Origin of the sequence: Mesorhizobium sp. M4A.F.Ca.ET.090.04.2.1, assembly GCF_003999085.1 — a bacterium.
Lineage (GTDB): Bacteria > Pseudomonadota > Alphaproteobacteria > Rhizobiales > Rhizobiaceae > Mesorhizobium.
The window spans coordinates 1-6,900 of the sequence record NZ_RZOT01000324.1; the positions used below are offsets into that span (position 1 = coordinate 1).

Consider the following 6,900-nt stretch of genomic DNA (forward strand, 5'->3'; position numbering starts at 1 on the left):
ATATCGTCCCATCCGCGCTCGATCAGGTGATGGGCGACCGAAGCGCCCACGATCCCGCCCAGCCCGACGATGACGACCTTCGCCTTTTCCGGAAACCCTGCCATTGCCCGTGACTCCAAAGTGGTAAAGCGGGCGCGTCGGCGCCCGTTCGAATGGGGCACAATATGCAGAGGACGATGATCGGGCTACCGCCTGTTTGCGACACGCCGCAAGGTGCGGCGCGACCCGGCACACATGCTCGTTGTCAAAGCCCATTTCGGTCAGGCGAAAGCCCAGATGTCCTCGGCCTGGAAGCCGACCTGGTAGCCGGCGGTCTTCAGCTTGACCACGACCTGGCCGATCTCGGCCGCCGGCAGCGCGCCGACTTCGATCTTGATCATGCCGGGGCGGTAGCGCTTGAGGTCGAGTTGGTCGAACACAATCCAGTCCGCGCCCTCGCAGTCGACGAGGAAGGCATCGATATGGGTGATGTCGTTGCGGTCGAGCAGCGTCTGCAGCGTCTCCGAGGCCACCTCGATGTCCTTCAGATAGGGCGCGAACTTGTTGAAGTTGGAGTCCTCCTCGCCCCAGGCGTTCTTGCCCGACATCAGATTGGTGTCGGTGACGGAGGAACAGCCGATAAACTCGATCGGCAGCGTGCCGGCCTCGAGTGCCGCGGCGTCAAACGTATGAACTGTGATCGAGCCCTTGGTCCGGGTCACAGCTACCGGCTCGATGATGAAGCGCTCCGTATCGGGATAGTTGGCGCGCAGCCGTTTCTGATTGTAGGGAACCGGCTCGACCAGAACGGCACGCGCCCGCGCAATGCGGTGCAGCCACGGCGTGACATCGTCGAACAGGGCGCCATCGCAGGCGCCGACATTGACCATCTGGAACGGCCTGCCACCGAAGCGCGCCCTCAGCGCCGCCTTGGCGAGGAATTTCGTGCCGCGCAGCGCCGGCCCGCGATCGAGCAGCCCGGCGGGCAGGCCGAACGACAGCGCAAGGCGCGCCAGGCTGGAAATGGAACTCATAGCGTGTCTCCGGGCTTGTCTCCGGCAATGACGTGCGCCGCGACATGGCGCTGACCGGCCGCAGCCCACAGCGCCATCAGCGGGCCGGCAAGCAGCAGGAATGGCGCCAGGAGATTGGGGAAATAGATGCGCGTGTCGTGGATCGGGAACACCGTGAACTTCGCCAGCACGCCGAGCACCAGAGCCGCAAGCAGGATGCCGGCGCGGCGGTCGAGCCGGAAGCCGGCGCGGCCAAGCGCAAACCAGCCGGCCAGTGCCAGTACCGAGACGCCAACCCAGCTGTTCATGGTGACGGCGCGCAGCAGCGAGACGGCAAACGCCCTGAGGTAGGCCGCGAGCGAGAAAGGCGGCTCGAAGCCGTCCATATTGTAATGCTGCTCGATGGTGGAGAACCACAGATGCGGCCACCAGCCTGGGTGCTGGGCCCAGTGCGAGATGGCGAAATAGGCAATGAACGAGGCGGCAAAGCCCGCCAGCGCGCCCCATGCCTTCTGCCGGTACGCGATGAGCAGCATGGCGAAGATGGCCAGGAAGACGATGTTGTCCGGCCGCGCCATGAAGGCGAGGAACAGCAGGATCGCGGTCGCCGCCTCGCGTCTGCGCACATAGGCGAACAGGCCGCCGAGGAACAGCGCCGCGCAAAGGAGGTCTGGCGTCGAGGCGCGCGCCGCATCGCCGAAATCGGCCATGATCAGCCCCGCACCGACTATCGGAGCCAGAGCCAGCGCGCCTTCCGAACGCAGCCAGATGAGCGTAATGACGCCGAACAGCAGCACCGAGACCACCGACACCAGCCGCATCGCCTCGACCGGCGACACGACATGGCTGAGGCCGGACAGGATCTCGGCATAGAGGAACTTGATCCGGTACATGCCGAGCAGCGAATGGAAGTCTGCGGCATTCTCCGCCATGTGGCTGCGGAAGCCGCCGCCATCGTCAGTCAGCGTCTTGTAGTCGGCGGCCGAGACGCCCGCCTTGACCGTGCTGTAGGCATAGTCGTGCAGGGCCTGCGGATCGGGATAGGTGCCTTCCTCGGCGACCGCCAGATAGGGCAGCATATCCCAATTGGCGTCGGGCATGATCCAGGCCGTCGCCGCCGTCAGCAGGATATAGAGCGCCAAGGCAATCGCGCCAATCGGTGCGGCGAACCGCGCATAGGTCCCCTCACCCCACGCCAGGCCGGCGCCGGTCAGTCGGTCGAGCGGATTGGTCGGGACAGTCGGCGGCCTGGTCAGCATCGTCCCGCTCAGCGAAGGCTTTTGACGAAATCCTTCACGATCGCCACGATGCCGCGCGACAGCAGGCTGTCGAAGGCATCGACGAAGCGGTCGACATGCTCGCGCTGGCAGATCAGCGGCGGCTCGAGCCGGATGACGTTGCGGTTGTATTCGGTGAAGGCGACGAGGACGTCATAGTCGCGCAGCAGCAGCGCGCCGACGAAGCCGGACAGCGAGCCCTTCAGCTTGTCGTCGAGCACGCTGACCACCGGCCGCAGCACCATAGGCAGGGTCTGCGAGAAATCGTGGAACTCGAGCCCGATCATGAAACCCTTGCCGCGCACGACCTTGATGATCTTCGGATATTTTTCCTTGAGCGCCTGCAAGCGCTGCAGAAGGTAATCGCCGGTCGCGGCCGCATTGTCGATCAGGCCTTCTTCGTAGAGCACGTTCAGCCCCTCGATCGCGGTGACGCAGGCCTCGCCCATGCCGCCGAACGTGGCCATGGCATGGATCATCGCCGTCTTCGGCGTGCCATAGGCCTTCATGTAGACATCGCGCCTGGCGATCATGGCGCCGACCGCCGCCTTGCCGGCGCCCAGCGATTTCGCCAGCGCCGTCACGTCCGGCACGACACCGTAATGCTCGAAGGCGTAGAAGCGGCCGGAACGGCCATAGCCACACTGCACCTCGTCGGCGACCCACAGCACGCCATGCCGGTCGCACAAGGCGCGCAGCTTCTGCCAGTATTCGGCGGGCGCCTGGATGATGCCGCCGCCGCCCTGGATGGTTTCGAGCACGATGACGCTGATCTCGGGATCGGTCCTGAACAGGCGCTCCACCGCATCGATGTCGGCGAAGGGCACCCGCACGACATTGTCCGCCACCTTGAAGTCAGCGCGGTAGAGTTGGCCGTCGGTGATCGCCAGCACGCCCTTGGTCTTGCCATGAAAGGAATTCTCGGCATAGACGACCTTCGGCCGCTTCGGGCCGGCGGCGCGCTCGGCAAGCTTAACCGCAGCTTCCATGGCTTCCGAGCCGGACGAGCCGAGGAAAACCATGTCGAGGTCGCCGGGCGAGCACTTGGCGATGTTGTGCGCAAGGGCCGCGGCATATTGCGACATGAAGGCGATGGCGATTTCCTGCCGCTTTTCCTCCTGAAATGTCTTCCGCGCCTCCAGGATGCGCGGGTGGTTGTGGCCGAAGGCCAGCGAACCGAAGCCGCCGAAGAAATCGAGTATCTTGCGGCCGTTCTGGTCGATGTAGAACATGCCCTCGGCGCGCTCGATCTTCACCTTGTGGAAGCCGAGCAGCTTCATGAAATGCAACTGGCCCGGATTGAGATGCGCCTTGAACAGGTCGGTGATGCGGGCGACATCCATCGCCTTGGCCTGCTCGACGCTGATCAGGTCGGGCTTGGCGATGGTGGCGGGCGACAGCGCCGGCGCATCGACAAGCGTGCGCGCGCCCGTTTGTTCCGGCTTGGCCATGACGGTCATCTCGAGAATCTCCTATTGGCCTTGGTCGCCTTACTCGGCGGGCACATGTTCGGTGGCGACGGCATGGCCGTCCTTCTTGGCGCGGTACTCGCTGTAGGCGGCGATCAGCATGTCCTCGTCGCGATATTGCGGCACCCAGCCGAGCTGGCGCTCGGCCTTGGACACGTCGAGAACGCACTCTTCGTCGGCGATCAGATATTGCTCGGGGTCCATGATCGGCATGTTCATGAGGTCGAGCAGGTCGAGCGTGCGCTTGACCGCCCAGCCCGGTGTCGGGATCAGGATCGATTTCGAGCCGGCATGCCGGATCAGGTCGCCAAGCAGCTTCTTCACCGGCGGCGGGTTGAGGGAGCCGAGATTATAGGCCTCGTTCGGCACGCCGGCCTTCCAGGCGGCGCGGGCAGCTTCCGCGCAGTCGAAAACAGAGATGAACTGGTAGGGATTCTTGCCCGAGCCGATCATCGGCACGGGAAGATTCCAGTCGATCAGCTTGAACAGTTTTTCCAGGATGCCGAGGCGGCCGGGGCCGATGATCAGGCGCGGCCTGAACAACGAGATCGACATGCCGCGCTTGCGCCAATCGGCAGCCAGCTCCTCGGTCTTCAGCTTCGACAGGCCGTACTCGCCGAGCGGCGCGACCGGGTGTTCCTCGGTCATGGGCAGTGTCACCGTATGGCCGTAGATCATGTCGGTCGTGTAGTGGACGAGCTTCGAGGCGCCGGCCTTGTCCATCACCTTGATGATGTGCTCGGTGCCGTGGAAGTTCACCGGGAAGAAGAAGTCGTGCCGCTTGGCGCGCACCTGTATCGGCGACAGCATCTTCGCCGACAGGTTGTAGACCATGTCGTCCGCCCGGACACCGACGCATGACACCGAAGCCGGTTCCGTCACGTCGCACTTGATGTAGCGGACGGACCGGTAGTGCGGCAGGTCACTCTTGACGATGTCGGCGACAACGACCTCTTCGCCATCGGCCGCGAGCTTCGGGGCAAGGTGGCGACCGACGAAACCGTCGCCTCCGAAAATGACATGTCTCATCGAACGATCTCGCTTGTGCCGATCTTGTCTTGGGTGATGGATGCGGTCTGGTCCTCATCTCCGCGTCCGCTCTGCGCTATCAGCACCGTGCCGACGCAGATGCAGGCGATGCCGGCAACGCGCCAGCCGTTGAGGTCCTCGCGGAAAACGAAGTAGGCAAACACTGCCACCGCGACATAGGCGAGGCTGAGAAACGGATAGGCGAAGCTGAGCTCGACCTTCGACAGCACGTAGAGATGCGAGGCCATCGAGATGACGAAGGTGCAGAGCCCCAGGAACACCCAGGGACTGAAGACGATCTGCAGCAGCTTCAGCAGCGGATTGGTGCCCTCGAACGAAATCGGCCCGAGCGACATCATGCCTTGCTTCAGCATCAGCTGCGCCGCGGCATTGGTCATGACCGTAAAAAGGATGAAGACGATGTATTTCATGTTGCCACCTGCCCCGCAGCGGTCCTACTACAAACCTGCAAACATTTCGTGAAATCACGTGCTGCTTTAAGTAAATCCCGGCACAATGTTTTATTTGCCAAGATTTATTCGAATTCTACCTATTCCGCCGCCTCTGCCATCCCTCGCCGTTCATCCAGTTTCTTCGCTGTGCGCGCCCAGAAGTCGGACATGAAGGCGGGGTCGCGCAACGCCTCCAGCCGCCGCCAGTCCGGGAAGGATGCCGCGAAGGTCTCGGCGCCCATGCGCGCGTCCTTGTAGGGGTTGACCGCGCCGCCCGCCTCGACCGTGATGCGGTCGAGTTCGGAAAGCAGCTCGAGCGTCCTCTCGCCCCGGTTGGGGAAGTCGAGCGTCAGCGTGTAACCAGGCCTCGGAAAAGACAGCAGCGCCGGCGAGCGGACCTTGCCGAAGCGCTTCAGCACGGTGAGGAAGGACCCCTGCCCAGCGCGCCGTGCCGCCTCCAGCAGCGCCGGCACGGCAAGCCGCGCGGCCTCCTCCGGCACCACGCACTGGTGCTGGAAGAGGCCTTTCGGCCCGTAGAGCCGGTTCCAGTCGCCAACACCGTCAAGCGGAAAGAAGAAGCCCTGGTAGCCAACCTGACGCGGCGCCGGCGATCGCCCTTTCTTCCACCGGTAAGCGGCGTTGAAGGCGGTGAGGAACGGCCGGTTGAGCACATTGAAAGGCGGCTGCAGCGGCACCGAAAGGCGGGCGTTTGCGCGGGACGCTGTGTGCGAGCCATGCTCGGCATGGTTGCCGGCGAACAGCAGGCCGCGCCCGCGGCCGTGACCGCCGGCGAGCTGGTCAATCCAGGCGACGGCATATTCATTGGCCTGGTCGGCCGCCTCGGCAAGCTCGAAGAATTGGCCGAGATCGCCAAATGGTGTCACCGTCTCGACGACGTCGAGCGAAGGCACCCGCATCAGCCGGATCGAGGCCGACAGGATCAGCCCGGTCAGCCCCATGCCGCCAATGGTTGCCCGGAACAGTCTAGCATTGTCCGTGTCGGAGCAGCGGCAGGTATTGCCGTCCGAGCGCAGCAGTGTCAGCGACTCGACATGGCAGCCGAACGTGCCGCGCCGATGATGGTTCTTGCCGTGGATGTCGTTGGCGATCGCCCCGCCAAGCGTCACGAATTGCGTGCCGGGAACCACCGCCGGGAAGAAGCCGTAGGGAGCGGCATGGGAGATGATATCGCGCAAGAGCACGCCGGCATCCGCTTCCAACACACCCGTCCCGGCATTGAAGGCGCGGACGCGGTTGAGCGGCCGCATGTCGACCACCGAGCCGGCCTGATTCTGGCATGTGTCGCCATAGGAACGGCCATTGCCATAACCAAGCAGCGAACCCGGCTTGGCAGCGCCGCTCTTCAGCAGCGCGACGGCATGGTCGGCCGGGATGGCATGGCGTGCCGGAGGCGTCGCCAGCCCAAAACTGCCGAAACGTTCGCCGCCCCTGATCAACCGCCCCAGGCTCCAGCCACCAGAAGGGCGGCGCCGATGGCGACAACGATCTGGCTGCGCCAGTCGCGGATGATGAAGACGACAGGATCGTCGTGCATCTCGTCGCGGCGGGCGAGGATCCAGACGCGCATCGTGAGGTAGAGCACGATCGGCGCCAGCGGCCACATCACCCATGGATGCGAATAGAGCTCGCGCACCGCGACGCTGTCCATGTAGAGCGCGAG

At 64.1% G+C, this 6,900-nt stretch carries 6 protein-coding genes and 1 pseudogene; all 7 read right to left on the bottom strand.

Annotated features, from left to right (window positions below):
* Nucleotides 1-260 precede the first annotated feature (260 nt).
* Nucleotides 261-1,013, bottom strand: coding sequence for an FkbM family methyltransferase (locus EN781_RS21370; protein WP_126054081.1), 753 nt, complete (start codon nt 1,011-1,013; stop codon nt 261-263).
* Nucleotides 1,010-2,251 (bottom strand): hypothetical protein, encoded by a 1,242-nt coding sequence (locus EN781_RS21375; protein ID WP_126054080.1) that lies wholly within the window; start codon nt 2,249-2,251, stop codon nt 1,010-1,012. The genes EN781_RS21370 and EN781_RS21375 overlap by 4 nt, the downstream gene beginning before the upstream one ends.
* An 8-nt stretch (nt 2,252-2,259) precedes the next feature.
* Nucleotides 2,260-3,720: an aspartate aminotransferase family protein gene (locus EN781_RS21380; RefSeq protein ID WP_189347724.1), complete on the bottom strand. Its 1,461-nt coding sequence runs from the start codon at nt 3,718-3,720 to the stop codon at nt 2,260-2,262.
* 39 nt (nt 3,721-3,759) lie between these two features.
* Complete coding sequence (locus EN781_RS21385) at nt 3,760-4,767, bottom strand: NAD(P)-dependent oxidoreductase (RefSeq protein WP_126054078.1); 1,008 nt, start codon at nt 4,765-4,767, stop codon at nt 3,760-3,762.
* Nucleotides 4,764-5,198, bottom strand: a complete 435-nt coding sequence (locus EN781_RS21390) for an EamA family transporter (RefSeq protein ID WP_126054077.1) — start codon at nt 5,196-5,198, stop codon at nt 4,764-4,766. The genes EN781_RS21385 and EN781_RS21390 overlap by 4 nt, the downstream gene beginning before the upstream one ends.
* A 119-nt stretch (nt 5,199-5,317) precedes the next feature.
* Nucleotides 5,318-6,676: an FAD-binding oxidoreductase gene (locus EN781_RS21395; protein ID WP_245455448.1), complete on the bottom strand. Its 1,359-nt coding sequence runs from the start codon at nt 6,674-6,676 to the stop codon at nt 5,318-5,320.
* A pseudogene (locus tag EN781_RS21400) lies at nt 6,673-6,900 on the bottom strand (prenyltransferase); the annotation flags it as partial. The gene EN781_RS21395 and the pseudogene EN781_RS21400, both read right to left, overlap by 4 nt.